General features: G+C 78.0%; 1 protein-coding gene. It reads right to left on the bottom strand.

The features are described 5' to 3' along the window. The coding region (locus tag HUW36_RS32985; RefSeq protein WP_174531597.1) for a transglutaminase TgpA family protein at positions 1-1348 on the bottom strand (1348 nt) is incomplete at both ends.

Genomic DNA, 1348 nt, shown 5'->3' with positions numbered 1-1348 from the left:
CGCAGCGCGTCGGTCAGCTCCCGCCAGGCACCGGTCACCCGCCGGCCGGGGTCGCCCCGCTCCAGCCGCGACCGGCTCAACCGGCGGCGCATCGCCGCCAGGACCGCCAGCACCCCACCGACCAGCAGCACCAGGCCACCGACGCCACCACCGACCAGGACCGGCGTACCCGGGCCCCGGTCGGGCCGGGCCGGCGCGGACGCGGCGGCCGGGGGAGTGGCGGAGGGTTCCTCGGTCGGCGCCGGCACCTCCGACGGCGGCGGGTCCTCCGGCTTCGGCCGGAAGTCCTCCTCCACCGGGCGGGGCTCCTCATCCGGGCGCGGCATCGGGTCGAACGGCACCCAGCCGACGCCCTCGAAGAGCACCTCGGGCCAGGCGTACGCGTCGGCGGCCCGCACCGGCCCGTCGGCCTTGGGCTCGAACCCGACCACCACCCGGGTGGGCAGGCCGGCGAGCCGACCGAGCACCGCGAACGCGGCGGCGAACTGCTCCGACGTGCCCCGCTGCCCGCCGCCGTTGCGCGGTCCGAACAGGAAGAACGTCAGGTTCGGGTAGGCGTGCCCGCTCGGCGCGTCGGCGGTCACCCGGTAGTGCTCGGCCAGGAACCTGGCGATCGCGTCAGCCCGGGAGTACGGGGCGCCGTTCTCCTCGGCGAGTTGGGTGGCCAGCCGGCGCAGCTGTTCCGGCGCCCCGTCCGGCACCCGCAGCACCCGGGCCACCGCGTCGCCGGCCGGCACGTTGGCGGTGGTGACCAGGTTCGGGTCCGGGCGCTCCCGCACCGAGGACACGTCGTACCGCAGCCCCGGTGCCAGCCCCTCCGGCCGGATGACCGTGCCGGTCTCCGGGTCGTACGCCACCCGCGCACCGGTCACCTCGCGCGGCGTGGGCACCGCCGGCAGCAGCCGCCCGGTCAGGTCGCCCACCGTGATCTCCTGGCGGACCGTCTCGGTGGCCGCGCCGGGCGCCGGCTCGGCGGCCGGCAGGACCCGGCCCGCGTTGCGGTACGTGGCCCCGACCCGCCAGGTCACCCCGTCGTAGTCGCTGAGCACCGCCAGTCGGATCCGCGGCGGCCCGCCGTCGCCGGCACCGGCGAGGGTCCGCACGTCGAGCAGCCGCTGGTCCGGGTTCAGGGCCCAGCCCGAGATCCGGATCAGCGGGTTCTCGTCCAGCGACTCCACCCGCGGCGGCTCCACGTAGCGGCGTGGGTCGACCGGACGGTCGTCCACCTGACCCGCCACCACCGGGGCGAGCAGGGCGGCCAGCCCCACCACCACGGCCAGCCCGGCGGCGGTCGCCGCGACCAGCCGCAGCCGCACCGCCGCGCGTACCGCCGGAGCGAGCCCCGCCA

The sequence above is a fragment of the Micromonospora maritima genome (assembly GCF_902825405.1).
GTDB lineage: Bacteria > Actinomycetota > Actinomycetes > Mycobacteriales > Micromonosporaceae > Micromonospora > Micromonospora maritima.
The sequence above is the reverse complement of the archived record's forward strand: the minus strand, read 5'-3'. Positions and strand labels throughout refer to the sequence as shown.